We start from the raw sequence: 19,729 nt of genomic DNA, 5'->3' as shown, positions 1-19,729 counted from the left end.
CGCCCCTTGGGGGAGGGCGGTGTCGGGTGCGAGTTGTGTGTGGCTGGTCGCGCAGTTCTCCGCGCCCCTGTAGGTGACCCGGCGCCGTTGCTCCCGCCTGGAAGGCGGGGGAGCGGAGTGTCAGAGGCCCGCGCCCCTGCAAATAACCGGCCCAGGGTCAGTTTTCCCCGGCTCCCGCACGGGCGGGCGGCTGGGCAGAGCCCCCCTTCACCCGGCGCCCGAGCCGTTCCGCCGCGCTCCGCCCCCGCGCCTCCAGCGGTACGACCCCCGTTGCCGCCGCGAGGCCGAACGGTGGCATGTCCGCGTAGATCGACTCGTACGAGCCCTCGGGCACGATGTACGTCTCGTGCCACAGCCCCACGTGTCCGCGCAGCTTGCCCTTGCGCTCCTTGCGGTTGAGGATCGCCCACGCCCGGTGGTGGAACATCTCCGGCGAGTGCGCGTAGGCGTACAGCTTCTCCTTGGACTCCCAGTACTGGACCACGTAGTACGTGCGCGGCGACGCGGTGAGCAGGACGTGTCCGAGGAGGCCGCGGCTCTTGTCCTTGCCGAGTTCGCCGAGCATGCGGAACATGGCCAGGCCCACCGGCACCCACTGGTGCATCGCCCAGAAGTGGTTGACGCGCATCCCGATCAGCAGGACCACCACGTCACCCTCGACGGCGGCGGTCGTGCGGTTCGGGATCCTCTTCGCGGACATGGTGCCTCCAGCTCCTCGACGGTGCTCCTCGACGGACGGCTTCCCCGGGCGTCAACTCCCGTGTTGGATAACGGAGTTACCCAGGGTCGATATCTTGGATAATGGCGTTATCCGAGGAAGGGCGCAAGAGATGCGGCTTGCCGAGTTGAGCGAGCGGAGCGGGGTCTCCACCGCGATGATCAAGTACTACCTGCGGCAGGGCATGCTCGCGCCGGGGCGCAAAGTGGGTGCCACCACGGCCGACTACGACGAGAGCCATCTGCGCCGGCTCCGCCTCGTGCGCGCCCTGATCGAGGTCGGGCGGCTCCCGGTGGCCACGGCCAAGGAGGTCATCGGGTACGTCGACGACGACTCCCTCGACCGCACCATCCGCCTCGGTGCCGCCTTGTGGGCCCTGCCTCACGGGCCCGACCCCGATGAGGGGGACGAGGCCGTGGTTGCCGCCCGGGGCGAGGTGGACCGGCTGCTCGACATGCTGGGGTGGGCCACCGCTCGCGAGCTCGGTGAACTCTCTCCCGACCACCGGGCTTTGATCACCGCCGTCGCCACCCTGCGTCGGCTCGGCTATTCCTGGGACGCCGAGCTCATGGCCCCGTACGCCCGGCTCATGCACCAGGCCGCCGTCCGCGATCTCGACTTCGTCGAGACTCACCCCTCCGAGGCCGAGAAGGTCGAGGTCGCCGTCGCGGCCACCATCCTCGTCGACCCGATCCTGCGCGCCCTCCACCGCCTGGCCCAGCAGGAGGAGTCCGCCCGTAGGTATGGCCTGTAGCGCCACATGTGCTGAGCCCGTCTTCGGCAAGCGCCGAAGACGGGCCCAACTTGCCGTGCGTCACTAGCAGTTGGAGCTGGTCGGCCTTGCCGCGAACCTGTCCGCCAGCCAGTTCGCCGCCGGGACTCCGCCCACCGTCACCCCGCCGATGTGGCCGAGCAGCGGCAGTGCGTGCCACTCCACGTTCGCGTCCTTGGCGCACCAGTCCGAGCGGAGCTGTTGGCCCACCGCGTACGGGATCAGCTCGTCCACCGTGCCGTGGTAGAGGTACACCGGCGCGTCCGGGCGGTGCGTGCCGAGCTTCGACTCGGCCAGCCTGGCCTGCCAGTCCGGCTGTTCGAGCGGGTTCTTCACGGTCAGGTCGGTGACATGCTTGAACGAGCCCACCGTCGTGTCGATCGCCACGCAGTTGTTCTTGAAGTAGTCGACAAGGGCCTGGCCCGCCGGGTTCAGGTACGAGTCGAGCTTCAGCTCGGGGAAGGCCGCGTTCTGGCCGGCCGCCGCCATGAAGATGAGGCCGGAGCCGAGGCCGCCGTCGTTGGACGCGGCCACCTTCATCAGGTCGGCCGGGACGCCGCCGGTCGCGGTGCCCTTCACTTTCAGGTCGGGGGCGTACGAGTCGTGCAGCTCGGCCGCCCAGCTGCTGGCCTGGCCGCCCTGCGAGTAACCCATGATCCCGACGGGCGAGTTGGTGTCGACGCCGGGGATGCCGAGGCGTTCGGCGGCGCGGGCGGCGTCCAGCATGGCGGTGCCCTCGGCCCGGCCGACCGTGTACGTGTGGTCGCCGGGTGTGCCCAGTCCCTCGTAGTCGGTGACCGCGACCGCCCAGCCCTTCTGCACGACCTGGTTGATCAGCGTGGCCTCGACGGCCGTCCCGTACGGGAAGTTGGCGCTCGGCGCGCACGAGTCGCCGAGCCCGACCGTGCCGACGGCGTAGGTCACGACCGGGCGCGGGCCCGTGCGGCCGTCGTTGGGCACGATGACCGTCCCGGAGACGACGTTCGGGCCGCCCTTGGCGTTGGTGGAGCGGTAGGTGACGTGCCAGGCCTTGGTGTTGGTCCACTGTCCCGGCAGCGGATGGAACTCGGTGGGGGACTGGGTGACGATGTCCCCGGGCGAGGCGGTCGCCGTGTCGTCGGCGAACGCGGTGGGGGTGGCTGCCGACAGGAGGAGTGCGGCGGTGATGGCACCGGCCACTCTGGTACGGACGTGCATGCGGCTCTCCCAACGGTCCTATGGGGCGCGGGCAGTTGAGGAGAAGGTAGTGACTGACCGGTAGGTACGGAGCTGACCGTACCGCTCACCTTCACTGACCCCTATGGCCCTCGGTGGTTCAGTGCTGAGCCCTCCGACACGTACCAAAGGCTCAGCGGCCCAGCCGGTACGACCCCGGTGTCGCTCCCGTCCAGCGGCGGAACGCCCGGTGGAAGCTCGTGTCCTCCGAGAAGCCGAGGCGGGCCGCGATCTCGGCGATCGGCTCGCGGCCCTCCGCCAGGCCCGCGATCGCGGCATCGCGCCGTACCGCGTCCTTGAGCTGCTGGAACGACGTGCCCTCCTGCGCCAGGCGGCGCCGCAAAGTCGCCGGAGACATGGCCAGGCGGGCAGCCGTCTCGTCGAGGGTGGGCAGCCGGGGGGATGCGCGCAGGGCGGCGGACAGGGCCCGGCCCACCTGTTCGCCCACGGTCGTCCCGTACGCGCGGCGGCTGAGCAGTTCGAAGGGGGAGCGGCGCAGCATCTGGCCGAGGGCGGCCTCGTCGCGTACGAGCGGGGCGGTCAGCCAGCGCGCGTCGAACACCGCCTCCGTGCGGGTGTCCCCGAACCGGACCGGGCAGCCGAAGAGCGACTCGTACTCGTCCTTGTGCGGGGGCGGCGGATAGCCGAACGCGGCGCGGGTCAGCGGAATGCGGCGGCCCACCAGCCAGCTGCACAGGCGGTGCCAGATGATCACGAGGCACTCGGTCAGGAACCGGTCTTCGTCCCGGCCCGCGAGGTCGCCCCGCACCGCGAACACCGCCTCGGGGCCGGCTGTGTCGAGGGTGAGGTCGGGGCCGTGCGCGAACAGGCCGTAGAACGCGGTGCCGCGTCGCATCGCGCCGCCGAGGTCGCGGCAGCCGAGCACGGCGTAACACATCATCGCGAAGGTGCCGGGGCGGCTGGGGGCGCCGCCGAGCCCGAGGAACTCGTCCCCGGTCGCCCGGTACAGGGCCCGGAAGAGCTGCGCGAACTGGGCCGGGGTGACCCGCGCCCGGTCGTCGCCGAGCAGCAGCGGGGGGATGCCGGACGCCTGGAGCAGCGGCACGGTGTCGATGCCGTGCCGCTCGGCGCCGCGCAGCACGGCCCGCACGTGGTGCACGGTGATCGTCGGCTTCGCCATGGTCAACGACGGTAGCCGGGTTGAGCGTTGAGGTCAGCCGGGGTGACGTTTCCCGTCATCCCGTATGGCCCGCAGTCGTACCTACCGTCGGATCATGACCCCCCAGAGCCCGTACGAGAGCCCGCGCCCCGAGACGCTCGCCGTGTTCACCGCATGGGCGGCCGCGCGCCACCCGGACCGGCCGGCCCTCAGGTTCCGCGAGGCGGGCGGGGGCTGGGCGACGGTCACGTACGCCGAGCTGCGCGAGACCGTACGCCGCACCGCGCGCGGCCTGCTCGCGCTCGGCATCGGGGCCGGCGACCGGGTCGCGATCCTCGCCGAGACCCGCCCCGAGTGGACGTACGCGCACTTCGCCTGCCTGGCGGCGGGCGCGGTGGTGGTGCCGGTGTACCCGACGGCGGGCGACGAGGAGGCCACGTGGGTGCTCGCCGACTCCGCGGCGAAGGCGGTGATCTGCGAGGGCCCTGCGGAGGCGGCCCGGGTGGAGGGGCTGCGAGGGGACCTTCCCGAGCTCGCTCACGTCCTGCTGATGACGGGGGAGTCGCCCGACGGGTCCGCCGTGCCGCTCGCGGATCTCGCGGTCCGGGGCGAATCCGTGCCGCTCGACGAGCTGCGGGCCCGGTCCGCGGCCGTCCGCCCCGGCGACGACGCCGAGCTCGTCTACACCTCCGGGACCACCGGCCCGCCCAAGGGCTGCCGGCTCACGCACGGCAACATGGGCGCGGTCCAGGACGCGACCCTGAACCTCATCGAGGGCGGCCCCGGCGACCGCACCTACCTCTACCTGCCCCTCGCGCACCTCCTCGCCCAGCTGATCCAGTTCTCGACCCTCCTGTACGGCGGCGAGCTCTGCTACTTCGGCGGCCGGATCGAGGACGTGGTCGGCGAGCTCGCCGAGGCGCAGCCGACCCATCTCCCCTCCGTACCGCGCCTCTTCGAGAAGGTCTACTCGGTGGTGCGCTCGCTCGCCGAGGCGGCGGAGGGCGGCGGTGAGCGGTTCGACGCGGCGGTCGCGGTCGGCGTCCTCGCGGCGGACGGGCAGCTTCCGCCCGAGCGGCAGAGTGAGTACGAGGCCGCCGACGCCTCGCTGTTCAGCCTGGTCAGAGCGGCCTTCGGCGGACGGCTCCGCTGGGCGCTGACCGGCGGCGCCCCGATCGACCCGGCGATCCTGGACTTCCTGCGGGCCTGCGGGATCCAGGTCTTCGAGGGGTACGGGATGACCGAGTCCGCGGGCGTGATCTCGCTCAACCATCCCGGGGCGGTGCGGTACGGGACGGTGGGACGGCCGGTCTCGGGGTGCGAGGTGAAGATCGCGTACGACGAGGAAGTGCTGGCCCGGGGGCCGATGATCTTCCCCGGGTACCACGCGAACGCCCAGGGCACCTCGGAGGCGCTGGATGCGGACGGGTGGCTGCACACGGGGGATCTGGGGGCGCTGGACGCGGACGGTTACCTCACGATCACCGGCCGCAAGAAGGACCTGATCATCACGTCCGCCGGGAAGAATCTGACCCCCTCGCACGTGGAGCGGGTCATCGAGCGGGCCCGGGTCGTCTCGCACGCGGTGATGGTGGGGGACCGGCGGCCGTATCCGGTCGCGCTGATCACGGTCGATGCGGAGGAGACGGCGGGGCGGGATGCGGGCGAGGTCCGCGAGCTCGTCCGGGCTGCGGTCGAGGCGGCCAACGCGGAGGTGTCCCGGCCTGCGCGGATCCGGGGGTTCGCGGTTCTGCCGCGGGACTTCTCGGTGGAGCGGGGTGAGCTGACCCCCACCTTGAAGGTGCGCCGGAAGGCGATTCTGGAGCGGTACGCGGCCGAGATCGAGGGGCTTTACCGCTGAGCGGGGCGGTTCGCGTTCGGGTGCAGGCCGATCCGGGGCGCTCGCGCAGTTCCCCGCGCCCCTAACCCGGCTTTCGGCCCCGGGACGTGGGTGGTTGCTCGCGCAGTTCTCCGCGCCCCTAGCGGCATGGGTGTGGGCCGGCGCGCACAAGTGGGGGGTGTCCTGCAGGGGCGAAGTCCCTGAACCGTGGGTTCTGCGCAATCCCAGCCCTGCCGGGGGCGCGGGGAACTGCGCGAGCAAGCCATCACGGTCCGCAGCCGACACCGGACCCTTCGGGGGGCGGGGGAACTGCGCAAGTGGCCCGGCACAGTCCGCAGAGGGAAGCGCACCGCCCCCGGGGGGCAAAAGGCAGGAGCCCCGGTCCGAGAGGACGGGGCTCCTTGGGTACTGCTAAGTCAGCGATCGCCAACCCGGGCAAGTTAGGCCGGGGTGACGTTCTCCGCCTGCGGGCCCTTCGGACCCTGGGTGACGTCGAAGTTCACGACCTGGTTCTCCTCCAGGGAGCGGAAACCAGACGCGTTGATCGCGGAGTAGTGGACGAAGACATCCGGGCCGCCGCCGTCCTGGGCGATGAAGCCGAAGCCCTTTTCAGCGTTGAACCACTTCACGGTTCCGGTAGCCATAAGCCCTCCTTGGGCCAAAGGGTTGCCCTGCTCCAGAACCTGCAAACAAGTCTGAAAACTACAAAAGCCTGCGGGTTACATGCTCCGCAGGCTCTGTACTGCAAGGGAAACCAAACTGCAACTTGCGCTGAGCGTAGCACGCAGCTCAGGTGCTGCGGTAGAGGGAAAGATCACTCCACCCGGACGTTTGACCGGGGGCTGAGCAGGTGATCAAGCCCTCCCGCGCGGCACCCCGTACGGCCCAGCCGGGACACCCCCGCAGCGCCCCCGCGGCACTCCCGGCAGGGCCCGGCGGAGTCCACGGATTGGGACGGGTCTAGCCTCGCCATGTGGACAATTCAACCAGCCCCCAGCACCACGGCGGCCGGCCGCGCGTCGGTCACATCCAGTTCCTCAACTGCCTGCCCCTGTACTGGGGCCTGGCACGGACGGGGACGCTGCTCGACCTGGAGCTGACGAAGGACAGCCCGGAGAAGCTCAGCGAGCAGCTGGTGAACGGTGACCTGGACATCGCGCCGATCACCCTCGTGGAGTTCCTGCGCAACGCCGACGACCTGGTCGCCTTCCCCGACATCGCGGTCGGCTGCGACGGGCCGGTCATGTCCTGCGTGATCGTCTCGCAGCGGCCCCTGGAGGACCTGGACCGGGCCCGGGTCGCGCTCGGGTCCACCTCGCGCACCTCCGTACGCCTGGCGCAGCTGCTGCTCGCCGAGCGGTACCAGGTCGCCCCCGACTACTACACGTGCCCGCCCGACCTCGGCCTGATGATGCGCGAGGCGGACGCCGCCGTGCTGATCGGGGACGCCGCGCTGCGGGCCTCCCTGCACGACGCCCCGCGGCTCGGGCTCCAGGTCCACGACCTGGGCACGATGTGGAAGGAGTGGACGGGGCTGCCGTTCGTCTTCGCCGTGTGGGCGGCCCGCAAGGACTACCTGGCCCGCGAGCCCCACGTCGTACAGCAGGTGCACGAGGCGTTCCTCGCGTCGCGGGACCTCTCCCTGGAGGAGGTCGGCAAGGTGGCGGAGCAGGCCGCGCGCTGGGAGGTGTTCGACGCCGAGCTCCTGGAGCGCTACTTCACGACGCTGGACTTCCGCTTCGGGGACCAACAGCTCGAAGGCGTGCGGGAGTTCGCCCGGCGTACGGGGCCGACCACCGGGTTCCCCGCGGATGTGAAGGTGGAGCTGCTCGCTCCGTAAAAGATCTTCGGCCGGTTCAGGAGGACGGGACCGGGGCGAGCATCTGCTTGCTGATCCACTCCATGGTCCCCTCGCCCATGCCCTTCACGTAGGTGTGGGCGTTGTGGGTGCCGCCCTCGATCAGCTGGAGGCGGGTCTTCACCGGGCCCTTGCCGTACGTGTCGATGAACTTCTTCACGTTCGGCACGACGGTGCCTTCCTTCGTGCCCACCTGGAAGGCGAGGGCGACCTCGGGGCCCTTCTTGTCGATCAGGTCCTGGGCGAGCTTCTCCGGATTGTTCGCCTGCTTCTCGGCCTCGTGGCCGGCCCACAGCGGGGAGTCCGGCACGATGTCCGGGCCCGAGGCGATCGCGGCCTTGAACAGGTCGGGCCGCTTGAGCACCGACTTCAGGCCGACGAAGCCGCCCGACGAGGAGCCCATGAAGGCCCAGCCGTCACGGGACTTGAACGTGCGGAAGTTGGCCCGCACCAGGTCCGGCACGTCCTCGGTCATCCAGGTGCCCATCTTCGGCTGCCCCGGGATGTCGCTGCCGTCGTAATAGTGCTTGGTGTCCGGGTTGAGGACCGGCATGACCACGATGAACGGCAGGCTCTTGCCGGTCTTGGACCACTCGCTGATGCTGCTCTGCAGCTTGAGGTCGGTGCCCATCCAGTAGTTCTTGGGATAACCGTTTCCGCCGGGCAGTGCGATGAGCACCGGGAAGCCGCTGTTCTTGTACTTCTCCTCGAAGTACTGCTTCGGCGCCCACACCCACACCTTGCCCGTGAACCCGGACTTGGCGCCCTTGAGCGTGGTCACGCCGATCTTGGTGCCGTCGCCGAGGCTGCTCTGCGTGGTGAACTCGGCCTTCGGGCCGGTCGGCAGGAGCGTCTGCGCGGCCGCGCCGTTCTTCTCGGAGGCGTCGTCGTTCTTCTTCTGCCCGCCCTGCTTCTGCCCGCCCTGCGGCGAGGCGTTCCCCGACGGGCTGCTCGGCCCCGAGTCGAAGCTGACCGGCTTGCCCTCGTCGGAGCAGCCGGAGACCAGCACGACCGCGCCGATGACGGCAGCTGCTATCAGAGCGCCAGGGCGGCGACGGTTCATTCGGGACTCCGTGAATCTGGCTGGGGCGGTGGCATTTTGGGCGATTAAGCATGAACTACGCCAGTCAAGAGGGCGGAACCCGCCCTTCGGTTCGCTCAGGTAAGCATCGGATCAGTCTCGGTTGAGGGTGATCCCGCGCACGTGCGGCTCTACGCTGCTGTGCGACCGGCTTGACCAGGGTGGGCGTTGGGGGAGCACCGGATGCAGTCGTTGCAGCCGCTGGAAGCGGGCGAACCGCAGACGATCGGTGCCTACCGGCTGCTCGGCCGGCTCGGCGCGGGCGGCATGGGCCGGGTGTACCTGGGCCGCAGTGCGGGTGGCCGCACGGTCGCGGTCAAGGTGGTGCACCCGCACTTCGCCCTCGACGAACAGTTCCGGGCCCGCTTCCGGCACGAGGTCGAGGCGGCCCGGCGGGTCGGCGGCGACTGGACGGCGCCGGTCCTCGACGCGGACCCGGAGGCGCCGGTTCCGTGGGTGGCGACGGGCTATGTGGCCGGCCCCTCGCTGACCCAGGCCGTCATGGACCGCGGCCCGCTCCCCGAGCATTCGGTACGCGTCCTGGGCGCCGGCCTCGCCGAGGCCCTGGCCGCGGTGCACGCGCTCGGCCTGGTCCACCGCGATGTGAAGCCGTCGAACGTGCTGCTCACCCTCGACGGGCCCCGCCTCATCGACTTCGGCATCGCCCGCGCCACCGACGGCACCGCCTCGCTCACCGCGACCGGCGTCTCCATCGGCTCGCCCGGCTACATGTCGCCCGAGCAGATCCTCGGCCGGGGCGTCACCGGCGCCGCCGACGTGTTCTCGCTCGGCGCGGTCCTCGCGTACGCGGCGACCGGCGAGCCGCCCTTCCCCGGCGACTCCTCGGCGGCCCTCCTCTACAAGGTGGTGCACGAGCCGCCCGAACTGGGCGCGGGCCTCACCGGCGAGCTGCGCGACGCGGTCGGCGCCTGCCTCGCCAAGAACCCGGCCGACCGCCCCGCCCCCGCCGCCCTCGCGGCCCGCCTCGCCCCGGCCGGCGCGGCGGCGCTGGTCCAAGGCGGCTGGCTGCCGGGCCCGCTGGTGGAGGAGGTCAGCCGGTCCGCGGTGCGGCTGCTCGACCTGGAGCCCGAGGAGTCGGTGAGCGGCTCGGGGCCGATCCCGTTCAGCAGCCCGGCGGTCGGGGTCGGCACGGGTCCCGCGTCCGGCTCCGCAGGTACCTTCGGGCCGCCGGACGCCTCGTACGGCAGGGACGCGGCCCCGGTCCCCGGCCCCCGCACACCCCCGCCGCCCACGGCCCCGCCGGGACCGGTGGACAAGGGCCCGCGCGTAGCCCTCTCCGTGGCGACCGCCACCGAACCGGGCGAACGCGGCCGCGGCCGCAAGGTCAGCTGCACGGTGGCCCTCGCGGTGGCGGGTGCCCTGGCCGCCGTCACGGTCGGCGCGGCCTTCCTCTTCGACATGCTGCCGGGCGGCGGCAGCGAAGCGACCAATACGGGCGCGAAGCCGCCGGCTTCGAGCTCACGAACGGACACGCCCGAACCGGGCACGCAGGCCCCGACCGACGCCGCGACCCCTTCGGGCTCGCCGCCCGGCACCCAACTGGCCGAACTGCCCGCCCAGTTCATCGGAACCTGGCAGGGCCCGACCACGGAGCAGAGCACCGGCCAGCCGCACGGCACGGTCACCGCCGCCTTCACGGCGGGCAGGACGGGCAGCGACGTCGTCCTGACGACCTCGACGATCGAGGTGCTGGGTACGAAGGTGGAGTGCCACGGCGTGGGCAAGCTGGTCTCCGGCACGGCGGGCGAGGTGCGCATCGAGGAGCGCACCGACCCGCGCAAGCCCGGCACCGCGGGCCTGTGCACCACCGGCACCGCCGAACTGGTCTTCACCCTCGGCGGCGACGGCAAGCTCACGTACCAGTCCGAGGAGGCGGCCGCCGGAAGGCCGTCCGGCATCCTGACGAAGCAGTGAACGGGCCTGAAGCGGTGAACGGGCTTCTCGTCGCCGGAGCCGCGCTGTGGGGCGCGGCCGCCGGGGTGCTGCTGCCCCGCCCGGCGTACCGGCTGTCCGTCGAACCCGACGAGCCGTGGCGGTCCGCGGACCCCGACGGGCGGCCGTTCGCCGGCCCCGCCCGGGGCTGGCTCGGGGCCGCTCGCGGGTACGGGCCCTCGGCTCCGGGTCTCGCGGTGCTGACCTCGCTGGTCTGCGCGGGGCTAGCCTGCACCACCGGCGCCCGCCCGGAGCTGGGGGTCTGGCTGCTGCTCGCGCCGGTGGCCGTGCTGCTCGGGGTTGTCGATCGGGGCGTACACCGGCTGCCCGATGTGCTGACCCTGCCCTTCGCCCTCGCGGCCACCCTGCTGCTCGGGCTCGCCTCGCTGCTGCCGGGGGATGCGGGGGCCTGGACCACGGCTCTGCTCGGTGAACTCGCCCTGGGCGGTGGGTACGTGGTGCTTGTGCTGATCAACCCGGCGGGCATGGGCCTCGGCGACGCCAAGCTCGCGCTCGGGCTCGGGGCCGTCCTCGGGTGGTACGGCTGGCCGGTGCTCCTCGCGGGAGCCCTGCTCGGGCTCGTACTGGGCGCGGTCTATGGGGGCGGGCTTCTGGTGCTGCGAAGGGCGAACCGTACGACCGCGTTCCCGCTCGGCCCCTTCATGATCGCCGGGTCCTTCGGCGGCCTGCTCCTGGGCGGGCTCGCCGGATAGGGAGCCCTGCGGCCCCCGCTCAGCGGGGCGGAGCCGCTGGCGTAGGCTGGATCGGTCCGTCCATATCCCCTCCGAAAGGGACACCCCCGGTGACTGAGAAGGCCGATCTTCAGTCCGTTCTCGACCGTGCCGCTGAGGGTGGGCGGATCACCCCGGAGGAAGCGCTCGACCTGTACCGGTCCGCGCCGCTGCACGCGCTCGGTGCCGCCGCCGACGCGGTGCGCCGCCGCCGCTACGCCGGTACCGAGCACATCGCGACGTACATCATCGAGCGGAACATCAACTACACGAACGTCTGCGTGACGGCGTGCAAGTTCTGCGCGTTCTACGCCGCGCCCAAGGACACCGCCAAGGGCTGGACCCGCGACCTCGACGACATCCTGCGCCGGTGCGCGGAGACCATCGAGCTGGGCGGCACTCAGATCATGTTCCAGGGCGGGCACCACCCCGACTTCGGCGTCGAGTACTACGAAGAGCACTTCGCCGCGATCAAGAAGGCCTACCCCCAGCTGGTCATCCACTCCCTCGGTGCCTCCGAGGTCGAGCACATGGCCCGCATCTCCAAGGTGAGCGTGGAGGAGGCCATCACGCGGATCCACGCCGCCGGGCTCGACTCCTTCGCCGGCGCCGGTGCCGAGCTGCTGCCCGAGCGGCCGCGCAAGGCGATCGCGCCGCTCAAGGAGTCCGGCGAGCGCTGGCTGGAGATCATGGAGACCGCGCACGGCCTGGGCGTCGAGTCCACCTCCACCATGCTCATGGGCACCGGCGAGACCAACGCCGAGCGCATCGAGCACCTGCGCATGATCCGCGACGTGCAGGACCGTACGGGCGGCTTCCGCGCGTTCATCCCGTACACGTACCAGCCGGAGAACAACCACCTCAAGGGCCGCACCCAGGCGACGATCTTCGAGTACATCCGCATGATCGCGATCGCCCGGATCTTCCTCGACAACGTCGCGCACATCCAGGGCTCCTGGCTGACCACCGGCAAGGAGGCCGGGCAGCTCACCCTGCACTACGGCGCGGACGACCTCGGCTCGGTCATGCTGGAGGAGAACGTCGTCTCGTCGGCCGGTGCCAAGCACCGCTCGAACCTCCGCGAGATGATCGACATGATCCGCACGGCCGACCGGGTGCCCGCCCAGCGCGCGACCACCTACGAGCACCTCGTCGTGCACGACGACCCGGCGAACGACCCGGTCGACGCGCGCGTCCAGTCGCACATCTCCTCGACCGCGATCGAGGGCGGCACGGCCCACCCGGAGCTGAAGCTCCTCGCCTCCAACTGAGGCCGCGTTGCTGACGATCCACGCCGCCGACCTCGTACTGCCCGGGGACCGCGAGCCGGTCCCGGGCGGCGCGGTCCTGGTCGACGGCGACCGGATCGCGATGATCGGCGCATACGAGGACGTGGCCGCCGAGCACCCTTCCGCCCGCGTCCGCCGCTGGCCCGGCGTGCTCACCCCCGGCCTCGTCAACCGGCACGGCGCCGCCCTCCTTGAGCGCACCTACTTCCCGGACGACCCCTTCGAGGTCGACGAACTCGGCACCGAACCGCTGACCGGCGCCGCGCTCGCCGCCCTCGGCCCGAGCGAGTCCCGCCGGGGCAACAGCGCCCGCCGCTGCACCCAGAAACTCCTCGCCCACGGCGTGGTCGCGGTGACCGGGCCCCTCACCACCCCGGCGGTACGAACTGCCGTACAGCGGGCGGGACTTGAAGTGCTGATGAGCGAGGGTGGCGAGGGCGCCCTGGATCCCCTCGCCGGCACCGGGCCGAGCGAGGCTTTCCGGGGCCCGCTCGCCGTGGGCGGCCCCGCCCGGTTCGCCGTCTTCGCCGTACCGGACGAGGACGCGCTGGCCGCAGAGGGCGCCGGGACCTGTATCGCCACCGTCATCGGCGGGCGGCTGGTGCACCGGCGCCGCTAGGTCAGCTTCCGGACAGCGCCTTCGCGAAGGCGCCCGGCTCCTGGTCCACGCCGCTGCAACTCGCCTGCGCCGCAGCCGAGTTGATGCCGCCACCGCACTTCTGGTCGCGGTACGTCACCCACATCGACAGCCGTCCGACGCCCTTGTCCTGGGCGAACTTCCGTACCTTCGCGGCATCGTCCAGGGTGAACGTCTCGCCCTTCACATCGTTGACGCCGATCATCGACGTGACCCCGAGCCCCTGCCAGGCCGCAGCGTCCGAGAGGCCCAGGACCTGCTGGAGCTGGCCGTGCGCGGCGGTCGCGGCCTTCACCGCGTAGTCGCCCATGTCCCCTCCGAAGGAGGTGCCGTAGTTCATCGTCATGATGTTGACGGCCGAGACCTTCACGCCGTGGTCCTTGGCCGACTTGAGCAGCGCCGTGCCCTGGGGCGTGAGCCCCGTCGGCATCACCGCGAGCGTGAACGTCACCTTGAGGCCCCGCTGCTTCTGGAGCTGGGCTATCGCCTCCGCGCGCCGGGTGAGCGCGGCGGAGTCGGCAAGGGCGGCGCCCTCGATGTCGAAGTCGGCCTCACCGGCGCCGGCCGCGTCGAGCGCGGAGCCGTACGCCGTGGCCAACTGGGCGGGGGTCCGGCAGGTCAGGGCCAGCTCCTTGCCGGCCTGCCCGCCGAAGGACACCCGCACCGCGGCGCCCGACTTCTTCAGCCCGGCCGCCCGGTCCTTGACGTCCTGGTCCACGATGGCCGTGTCGTCGTCCCACACCGCCCGGCAGGTGTTCCCGTGCGCGACGGCGAACGCCAGGTTGTAGACGGCTGGGGAGCCGACGGCGTCGGTCGGCGAGGCCGTGGTGGCGCTGACGTAGGGGGAGTACGCGCTGTTCAGCGGGCCGTGCGCGGCGGGCCCGGCCGGGGCCTCGGGTGCCACGTCCGGGGCCGAGGAGCACCCCGCGCACACCAGCGCGGCCAAGGCGCCGAGCCCCGCGACCGGCACCCTCAGGAAACTCCGCATGTCGTGTGCACCCGCTCTCGTGGTTCCGCGCCCCCGTGGCACGGAAAGGAGAATGTACGCGGCCCGGCTGTGCCGGTGAGGGCCGGGCACCCGGCTGTGCGGCGTACTGCTTGAATGGGAAGCGTGACCCGCGCATCCCTGGACAAGCAGCCGCACGAAGTCGCCTCGATGTTCGACGACGTCGCCGCGCACTACGACCTCACCAACGACGTGCTCTCCCTCGGCCAGACCCGGCTCTGGCGCAAGGAGGTCGCGAAGGCGGTCGACGCGCGGCCCGCGCAGAAGGTGCTCGACCTCGCGGCCGGCACGGCCACCTCCTCGCAGCCCTTCGCCGCGGCGGGCGCGTACACCGTGCCCTGCGACTTCTCGCTCGGGATGCTCAAGGTCGGCAAGGAGCGCCAGCCCCACATGCCGTTCACGGCGGGCGACGCGACGAAGCTGCCCTTCCGCGACGACACGTTCGACGCGGTGACGATCTCCTTCGGGCTGCGCAACGTCCAGGACACGGACGCCGCGCTGCGGGAGATGTACCGGGTCACCAAGCCGGGCGGCCGTGTCGTGATCTGCGAGTTCTCGCAGCCGACGTGGAAGCCGTTCCGGACGGTGTACACGGAGTACTTGATGCGGGCGCTGCCCCCGGTGGCCACGGCCGTGTCCTCCAACCCGGAGGCGTACGTGTACCTCGCGGAGTCCATCCGGGCCTGGCCCGCCCAGGATGCGCTTGCCGCGCGGCTTCAGGGGGCGGGCTGGTCCAAGGTGGCCTGGCGCAACCTCACGGGCGGGGTTGTGGCGCTGCACCGGGGTTTCAAGGCGTAACGGGGTCGTGCGGGGGCGCCGCTCCCACACCCCCCGCTCACTCGGACTCCCCCAAGGCTGAAGGGGCAGGGGCCCTCAGGCGCTGGCTGTGCCCAGCTCCAGCCGGAAGCACGGGATTCCCAGGCCCGACACCCTCGACTCGTACGTGGTCGACAGCGTCATCCCCAGCCGCTCCGTCACTGCCAGCGAGCGGGTGTTGTCGGGGTGGACCATCGCCACCACGTGGTCCAGGCCCTTCGCGCGGACGCGGTCGAGCGTGGCGCGGGCCGCCGCCGTCGCGTAGCCGCGGCCCCAGTGCGCGCGGCCCAGGCGCCAGCCGATTTCCACCTCGCCCGCCGGGCCCCAGTCGTCCAGCGGCCAGGGCTGGGCGCCGGTGAAGCCGATGACCTCGTCGTTCTCGTCCAGCATCGTCCAGAAGCAGAAGCCGTGTTCGGCGTCGTGTCTGCGCTGGCGGGCGGTCAACTCCTCGTAGACGGAGACCTCGGCGGAGCGGCCGCCGTGGAACTCCATCACCTCCGGGTCGTCGAACACCCGGTGCCAGGCGTACGCGTCCTCCTCGGTGGGCACGCGCAGCCGTACTACGGGCAGGGGCTTGTCCGGTACGGCGGACGGTACCGACGACGGTATGGGGGACTCGGGGGAGACGGAGCTCATGGCGTGGGCAACCCTTCGCGATGTCGATCAACAGCCACCCATAGACTGCACATGTCCTGTGCTTCTCGGCACGCAAATTCGAGTCTTCGGGAGATCCCGCTGTGACCGAGCCGCTCTCCGAACACACCGCGGACGTGATCGTCGTCGGGGCCGGTCCTGCCGGATCGACGACCGCGTACTACCTGGCCAAGGCCGGACTCGATGTGCTGCTCCTGGAGAAGACCGCCTTCCCGCGCGAGAAGGTGTGCGGCGACGGGCTGACCCCGCGCGCCACCAAGCAGCTCGTCTCCATGGGGATCGACATCTCCGAAGAGGCCGGCTGGCTGCGGAACAAGGGCCTGCGGATCATCGGCGGCGGCGTCCGCCTCCAGCTCGACTGGCCCGACCTCGCCTCGTACCCGGACTACGGACTCGTGCGCAAGCGCGACGACTTCGACGAGCAGCTCGCCCGGCAGGCGCAGAAGGCCGGCGCCCGGCTCTACGAGCGCTGCAACGTGGGCGCCCCGATCATCGACGAGCGCAACGGCCGCATCACCGGCGTCAACGCCAAGCTCGGCGAGGAGAAGACCCCGGTCACCTTCCACGCCCCGCTCGTCGTCGCGGCCGACGGCAACTCGACGCGGCTCTCGCTCGCCATGGGCCTGCACCGGCGCGAGGACCGCCCGATGGGCGTGGCCGTGCGGACGTACTTCACCTCGCCCCGGCACGACGACGACTATCTGGAGTCCTGGCTCGAACTGTGGGACCGGCGCGGCCCGCAGGACCGCCTGCTTCCCGGCTACGGCTGGATCTTCGGCATGGGCGACGGCACGTCCAACGTCGGCCTCGGCATCCTGAACTCGTCCTCCGCGTTCCGCGAGCTGGACTGGCGCGAGATCCTCAAGGCGTGGTGCGCGTCCATGCCCGAGGACTGGGGCTACACCCCCGAGAACATGACGGGCCCGATCCGCGGCGCCGCTCTGCCGATGGCCTTCAACCGCCAGCCGCACTACACCAAGGGCCTGCTGCTCGTGGGTGACGCGGGCGGTCTGGTGAACCCGTTCAACGGCGAAGGCATCGCATACGCCATGGAATCGGGGCAGATCGCCGCGGACGTCATCGTCCAGGCACACGCCCGCGCGACCCCGTCCCAGCGCGAACTGGCCCTGCACGCCTACCCGAAGATCCTCAAGGACACCTACGGCGGCTACTACACGCTGGGCCGCGCCTTCGTGAAGCTGATCGGCAACCCGAAGGTCATGAAGATCGCGACCCAGCGCGGGCTCACGCACCCGATGCTGATGAAGTTCACGCTGAAGATGCTGGCCAACCTGACCGACCCGACGGGCGGCGACGCGATGGACCGCATCATCAACGGGCTCTCGAAGGTAGCGCCGAAGGCCTGAGCCGAGCGCCCTTTCCAGGAGCTCTGCTCCCCTTCTCAAACCGTTCCACTTCTAGAAGCGCCGCTCCACCTCGTCCGTCCAGCGGACGGGGACTTCTCCGGCGAACCGGGACAGACCGGTGCGCAGTTCGTCCGCGGAGAGGTCCCCGCCCTGGCGGCGGGCTATGTATTCGTGCCGCTTGCCGCTGTGCAGCGTCACCCACACCGCGCGATGGTGCTCGTAGCCACCCGCGTGGCTCTCGTCGCCGTGCTCCCAGATCGCCACGGTGCCGACCTCGATCTCCCGGACCTCCGCCCAGGGTGCGTCGAAGCGCGTGGCGAGGTGCACCCCCGCCGCGTCCGCGCGGATGACCGGGCGCACCGCCCCGTACACGCAGGCCAGGACCAGGAACGCGCCGGCGCCGAGGACGAACAGGGCGAAACCCCAGCCAAAGGCGAGTTTGGCCCAGTCGACGGGCCCGTGCCAGGGGCGGATGCCGGTCAGCATCCACAGGCCGAGCACCATGAACACGATCCCGATCGCGGCGAACATGCCGAGCCCGTCGGCGTAGACCTCGTAGGACTGCGGTTCCGAGTCCCGCACCTGCTCGTCCATGCGCGCACCCCCCTGATATGTGCATGGTGCCCCGGAACAGGCAGAGTTCAACACATTCCGGGCATGCCGAAGGGCCGTTCCTCCCGAGCGGGGGAGCAACGGCCCTTGCAGGCGGTGGAGGTGCGGCTCAGAAGGCCGCTGTACGCCTCAGAGAACGCGGACGGCGCCCGTGGGCTGGTCCCAGTCCAGGCTGCGCTCGACGACGCCGGTGGAGGGGTTCTGTGCGCCGACGAACTTGCCGCCGCCCACGTAGATCGCCACGTGGTACGCGGAGCCGGAGCCGCCCCAGTACAGGATGTCGCCCGGCTGCAGGTTCGACAGCGAGACCTGGGTGCCGGTCGCCGATTGGTCCTGCGAGACACGCGGCAGGTCGACGCCGATCTGGCGGTAGGCGGCCTGCACGAGACCGGAGCAGTCGTACGCGCTGGAGCCGGTGGCACCCGAGACGTACGCCTTGCCGACCTGGGCCAGCGCGAAGTTCACGATGGTGGCGGCGGAACCGGTGGCGTTGGACGCCTTGAACGACGTGCTGCCGGAGGTGGAGCCGCCGTCCGAGGAGGAGGACTTGAGCGTGGTGCGCTCGGAGGAGCGGGAGGCGCGCGCTGCGGCGTCGGCCTTGGCCTTCGCCTCCGCCTCGGCCTTCGCCTTGGCCTCGGCGGCCTTCTGCTCGGCGTCGTCCTTGGCCTTCTTGGCGTCCTTGGCGGCGTTGGACGCGGCGGCGTCCTGGGCGGCCTGGAGCTGGAGGTCGGCGGCGACGGTCTTGGTGGCCTGCGCCGTGGCGGCCGCGGTGGTCGCGAGGTCGCCCGTCAGCGTCGGCATCTCGATGGTCTCGGTCACCGGCTGGGCGGCGATGGCCGGGGCGGCCGCGCCTGCCAGCGCGATGGTGCTGAGTACGCCACCGGCAACTCCGGCCCGAAGCGAGACCTTCGAGGCGCTGCGGCGGGGCTTCCGGTGGCTGGGTATGTGAGCGGTGTGGGACATGGGTACAACCGCTATCAGGGGTTCAGGGTTCCCTTCAAGAAACGTGTGCTGCGCCACAGTTGGTGCCGGAAGAGGTGAATCCGCTTCTTGCCAGCACTTATTGACGCCGTAACGGACAAACCTGGCATGCGCGATCAGGGCTGTGATCATGTGTTTTCCATGAAACGCCCGAATTGCCCGGCGCCTACCATCCCCTCACGTCGATGGCCAAGCCCCGTTGATTCCACGACCGTTGACGTGTGACGCAGGTCACATCATGGGTTGATCCGGTTGGGTGGCGCCCTCCTGGGCAGCGGAGGCGGCTCTCGTGAAGAGGTGCACGCGTCCATCTTTGGGTGCCGAAGTCCCTCTCGCGGGTGACGGGCGCCCGCTTATCACTGGACGCCCGCTCATTGCCAATTTGCCTGTAGCGCACATGTCTTGATAACGCCAGACGGTCGCCGACCAGCGGTAACACCTCCAGATGTCACCTCTCGTGATCACTCGGGCGCTTCACGTATGAAGATCACCGCTCATCCGACTTGATGATCCTTCGTCAGGTGGTGGAGATCACAAAGGCGTTGGTGTACCCCGTGTCGCAGATCACAGACCGCCGGGCATAGGATGCGGAGCAGTCGGGCTTGTGAACTGCCTCACATGTACGCGATCTTCCGCGAACCGTGAGGCGGCGAGACGTTTGCGAGACCCGCTGTGCGGTCCAACGGTCAAGGACGACTGGAAGGAGCGAGGAGCGTGAATGCCTACGCGCCCATCCTCGTGCTCGGCGCCCTCGGGGCAGGGTTTGCGATCTTTTCCGTGGTCATGGCCACGCTAATCGGCCCAAAAAGGTACAACCGGGCCAAACTTGAGGCGTACGAGTGCGGCATCGAACCCACTCCCACGCCGGCCGGCGGCGGGCGCTTCCCCATCAAGTACTACCTGACGGCGATGCTCTTCATCGTCTTCGACATCGAGATCGTCTTCCTCTACCCCTGGGCGGTCACCTTCGACGCCCTGGGGCTTTTCGGGCTCGTGGAGATGCTGCTCTTCGTGCTCACCGTCTTCGTCGCCTACGCGTATGTGTGGCGGCGCGGCGGCCTGGAATGGGACTGAGGGGC

The 19,729-nt window shown here is 70.8% G+C and carries 19 protein-coding genes; 10 read left to right on the top strand and 9 right to left on the bottom strand.

What is annotated here, in order from left to right; translation table 11 throughout:
- Nucleotides 1–157: 157 nt before the first annotated feature.
- The gene (locus tag ABD346_RS35475; RefSeq protein ID WP_344380434.1) at nucleotides 158–700 is read right to left on the bottom strand and encodes a DUF4188 domain-containing protein; all 543 of its coding nucleotides are present in this window, start codon (nucleotides 698–700) and stop codon (nucleotides 158–160) included.
- Nucleotides 701–830: 130 nt separating this feature from the next.
- Here ABD346_RS35475 and ABD346_RS35470 point away from each other — a divergent pair, with 130 nt between their 5' ends.
- On the top strand, nucleotides 831–1,472 hold the full coding sequence (locus ABD346_RS35470) for a MerR family transcriptional regulator (protein ID WP_344380433.1): 642 nt from the start codon (nucleotides 831–833) through the stop codon (nucleotides 1,470–1,472).
- 63 nt (nucleotides 1,473–1,535) lie between these two features.
- Here the strand turns inward: ABD346_RS35470 and ABD346_RS35465 are convergent, their stop codons facing one another.
- On the bottom strand, nucleotides 1,536–2,687 hold the full coding sequence (locus ABD346_RS35465; protein ID WP_344380432.1) for a lipase family protein: 1,152 nt from the start codon (nucleotides 2,685–2,687) through the stop codon (nucleotides 1,536–1,538).
- A 151-nt stretch (nucleotides 2,688–2,838) separates the two neighbouring features.
- On the bottom strand, nucleotides 2,839–3,846 hold the full coding sequence (locus tag ABD346_RS35460; protein ID WP_344380431.1) for an AraC family transcriptional regulator: 1,008 nt from the start codon (nucleotides 3,844–3,846) through the stop codon (nucleotides 2,839–2,841).
- 94 nt (nucleotides 3,847–3,940) lie between these two features.
- Here ABD346_RS35460 and ABD346_RS35455 point away from each other — a divergent pair, with 94 nt between their 5' ends.
- The gene (locus ABD346_RS35455; RefSeq protein WP_344380430.1) at nucleotides 3,941–5,686 is read left to right on the top strand and encodes an AMP-dependent synthetase/ligase; all 1,746 of its coding nucleotides are present in this window, start codon (nucleotides 3,941–3,943) and stop codon (nucleotides 5,684–5,686) included.
- 419 nt (nucleotides 5,687–6,105) lie between these two features.
- Here the strand turns inward: ABD346_RS35455 and ABD346_RS35450 are convergent, their stop codons facing one another.
- Nucleotides 6,106–6,309, bottom strand: coding sequence for a cold-shock protein (locus tag ABD346_RS35450; RefSeq protein WP_003967102.1), 204 nt, complete (start codon nucleotides 6,307–6,309; stop codon nucleotides 6,106–6,108).
- A gap of 329 nt (nucleotides 6,310–6,638) precedes the next feature.
- Between ABD346_RS35450 and ABD346_RS35445 the strand changes: the two genes are divergently transcribed.
- Nucleotides 6,639–7,505, top strand: coding sequence for a menaquinone biosynthetic enzyme MqnA/MqnD family protein (locus ABD346_RS35445; RefSeq protein WP_344380429.1), 867 nt, complete (start codon nucleotides 6,639–6,641; stop codon nucleotides 7,503–7,505).
- A gap of 16 nt (nucleotides 7,506–7,521) precedes the next feature.
- Here the strand turns inward: ABD346_RS35445 and ABD346_RS35440 are convergent, their stop codons facing one another.
- Nucleotides 7,522–8,586 (bottom strand): alpha/beta hydrolase, encoded by a 1,065-nt coding sequence (locus tag ABD346_RS35440; RefSeq protein ID WP_344380428.1) that lies wholly within the window; start codon nucleotides 8,584–8,586, stop codon nucleotides 7,522–7,524.
- 210 nt (nucleotides 8,587–8,796) lie between these two features.
- On the opposite strand from ABD346_RS35440, the gene ABD346_RS35435 reads away from it, so the two are divergent.
- The 4 genes from ABD346_RS35435 (at nucleotide 8,797) to ABD346_RS35420 (ending at nucleotide 13,196) form a co-directional block, all read left to right on the top strand.
- Nucleotides 8,797–10,539: a serine/threonine-protein kinase gene (locus ABD346_RS35435; protein ID WP_344380502.1), complete on the top strand. Its 1,743-nt coding sequence runs from the start codon at nucleotides 8,797–8,799 to the stop codon at nucleotides 10,537–10,539.
- The gene (locus ABD346_RS35430; RefSeq protein ID WP_381224673.1) at nucleotides 10,536–11,270 is read left to right on the top strand and encodes a prepilin peptidase; all 735 of its coding nucleotides are present in this window, start codon (nucleotides 10,536–10,538) and stop codon (nucleotides 11,268–11,270) included. The genes ABD346_RS35435 and ABD346_RS35430 overlap by 4 nt, the downstream gene beginning before the upstream one ends.
- Before the next feature lie 89 nt (nucleotides 11,271–11,359).
- Nucleotides 11,360–12,559: a cyclic dehypoxanthinyl futalosine synthase gene (gene mqnC / locus ABD346_RS35425; RefSeq protein ID WP_189968829.1), complete on the top strand. Its 1,200-nt coding sequence runs from the start codon at nucleotides 11,360–11,362 to the stop codon at nucleotides 12,557–12,559.
- Between the two features lie 7 nt (nucleotides 12,560–12,566).
- Nucleotides 12,567–13,196, top strand: coding sequence for an amidohydrolase family protein (locus ABD346_RS35420; protein WP_344380427.1), 630 nt, complete (start codon nucleotides 12,567–12,569; stop codon nucleotides 13,194–13,196).
- Between the two features lies 1 nt (nucleotide 13,197).
- Here ABD346_RS35420 and ABD346_RS35415 read toward each other — a convergent pair whose 3' ends face one another.
- Nucleotides 13,198–14,202: a chitinase gene (locus ABD346_RS35415; RefSeq protein ID WP_344380426.1), complete on the bottom strand. Its 1,005-nt coding sequence runs from the start codon at nucleotides 14,200–14,202 to the stop codon at nucleotides 13,198–13,200.
- 123 nt (nucleotides 14,203–14,325) lie between these two features.
- Between ABD346_RS35415 and ABD346_RS35410 the strand changes: the two genes are divergently transcribed.
- Nucleotides 14,326–15,018, top strand: coding sequence for a demethylmenaquinone methyltransferase (locus ABD346_RS35410; protein WP_344380425.1), 693 nt, complete (start codon nucleotides 14,326–14,328; stop codon nucleotides 15,016–15,018).
- 75 nt (nucleotides 15,019–15,093) lie between these two features.
- Here ABD346_RS35410 and ABD346_RS35405 read toward each other — a convergent pair whose 3' ends face one another.
- On the bottom strand, nucleotides 15,094–15,672 hold the full coding sequence (locus ABD346_RS35405; protein ID WP_344380424.1) for a GNAT family N-acetyltransferase: 579 nt from the start codon (nucleotides 15,670–15,672) through the stop codon (nucleotides 15,094–15,096).
- 101 nt (nucleotides 15,673–15,773) lie between these two features.
- Between ABD346_RS35405 and ABD346_RS35400 the strand changes: the two genes are divergently transcribed.
- A complete protein-coding gene (locus ABD346_RS35400) occupies nucleotides 15,774–17,057 on the top strand; it encodes a geranylgeranyl reductase family protein (RefSeq protein WP_114040340.1) in 1,284 nt (427 codons plus the stop codon).
- Between the two features lie 51 nt (nucleotides 17,058–17,108).
- Here the strand turns inward: ABD346_RS35400 and ABD346_RS35395 are convergent, their stop codons facing one another.
- Nucleotides 17,109–17,651 carry a hypothetical protein gene (locus tag ABD346_RS35395; protein ID WP_344380423.1) on the bottom strand — a complete coding sequence of 181 codons (543 nt, stop codon included), beginning with the start codon at nucleotides 17,649–17,651 and terminating at the stop codon, nucleotides 17,109–17,111.
- Nucleotides 17,652–17,798: 147 nt separating this feature from the next.
- Nucleotides 17,799–18,632 carry a C40 family peptidase gene (locus tag ABD346_RS35390; protein ID WP_344380422.1) on the bottom strand — a complete coding sequence of 278 codons (834 nt, stop codon included), beginning with the start codon at nucleotides 18,630–18,632 and terminating at the stop codon, nucleotides 17,799–17,801.
- Nucleotides 18,633–19,364: 732 nt separating this feature from the next.
- Here ABD346_RS35390 and ABD346_RS35385 point away from each other — a divergent pair.
- Entirely contained in the window at nucleotides 19,365–19,724 is a 360-nt protein-coding gene (locus ABD346_RS35385) for an NADH-quinone oxidoreductase subunit A (RefSeq protein ID WP_030494815.1), read from the top strand.
- Nucleotides 19,725–19,729: the final 5 nt, after the last annotated feature.

Origin of the sequence: Streptomyces mauvecolor (genome assembly GCF_039532965.1) — a bacterium.
Lineage (GTDB): Bacteria > Actinomycetota > Actinomycetes > Streptomycetales > Streptomycetaceae > Streptomyces > Streptomyces violascens.
Note: the sequence above shows the minus strand (reverse complement) of the source record. Positions and strands in the feature narration are given on the sequence as shown.